Source organism: Streptomyces alkaliphilus (assembly GCF_014141535.1).
GTDB lineage: Bacteria > Actinomycetota > Actinomycetes > Streptomycetales > Streptomycetaceae > Streptomyces > Streptomyces alkaliphilus.
On the sequence record NZ_VKHT01001237.1, the window covers coordinates 1 to 1267 of the forward strand.

Below are 1267 nucleotides of genomic sequence, written 5' to 3' on the forward strand. Positions count from 1 at the left end.
GGATCGGGGGACACCGCCCGGGGCCCCCGGACCGGGCGAGGGGGAGATGTGGGCCCACCCCGCGACCTTCCCCCGTCTGGTGTTGCGCGACGGGCGGCCTCTTCCCCTCACGGCCACCCGGCTGCTGCTGCGTCGACTCGCGGGCTCCGGGAACACCGATCCGGGGATGACCGCCCCGGAGTGCGTGGACCGCACGGCGTTGACGGAGGTGTGCGAACCGGGTTCCCCGGCCGCTTTCGTCGAGGCGTTGTTCGAGCGGTGGCGGTTGATGGGGATGCCACCGGCGGCGGGTTGGATGATGACCGCGCTCGGGGTCCTGGGGGACGACGACACCGTGCGTCTGCTCGTGCCGTTGATAGACCGGTGGCCCGGGGAGGACGGGCACCACCGGGCGGTGCGGGGCCTGGACGTGCTCGCCGCCATCGGCACCGAGGAGGCGTTGCGCGCACTGCACGGCCTCTCGCGGGGAAGTCGGTTCACCGCCCTGCGCCGTCGGGCCGGGGAGCGGATGGTGGAGGTGGCGGCCGGTCTGGGTTTGTCCGCCGAGCAGTTGGCCGACCGGCTGGTCCCCGATCTCGGCCTGGATCCGGACGGGAGCACCGTCATCGACTACGGCGCGCGGCGGTTCGTGGTCGGTTTCGACGAGCGGTTGCGGCCGTTCGTGGTGGACGACGCGGGGCGGACCCGAGCGGTCCCGCCGCAACCGGGACCTCGGGGGGACGGTCCCGACGCGCGGGCGGAGTACCGGCGCTTCGCTGCGTTGCGCCGGGAGGCGCGGGCGGTGGCCTCCGGGCTGCTTCCCCGGTGGGAGCGGGAGATGGTGGAGGGGCGGCGGTGGTCCCTGGCCGAGTTCCACCGGTGCCTCGCGGCCCACCCGCTGCTCGGGCACGCGGTGCGTCGGCTGGTGTGGGAGGTCCGCGAGGAGGGGCCCGACGGGCGGGAGCGGGTGGTGACCTTCCGCCCGGGTCCGGGCGGCACGGGGGTCGACGTGTACGGGCGTCCCGTGACTCCGGGCGACCACGCCGTCGTCCGTCTCCCCCACCCCCTGGCGTTGGGCGAGGAGCTGACCGTGTGGCGGGCGCGGTTCGCGGGAGGCGGGATATCGCAGCCCTTCCCCCAGGTGGAGCGGCCGGTTCACGGGCTGCGGCCGGGTGAGGAGCGGTCCTCGCGGTTGCGTCGTCTGGAGGGGGTGACGGTGTCCACCGGGGCGTTGCTGTCCCTCGTCCGGCGCGGGTGGGTGCGGGGGGAACCGTCGGAGGACGGGGGT

1 protein-coding gene is annotated in these 1267 nt (G+C 75.2%); it reads left to right on the forward strand.

Annotated features, from left to right (window positions below; genetic code table 11):
• Positions 1–46: 46 nt before the first annotated feature.
• Positions 47–1267: DUF4132 domain-containing protein (locus FNQ90_RS23670; RefSeq protein ID WP_182608212.1), on the forward strand; the 1221-nt coding region annotated here is incomplete at its 3' end.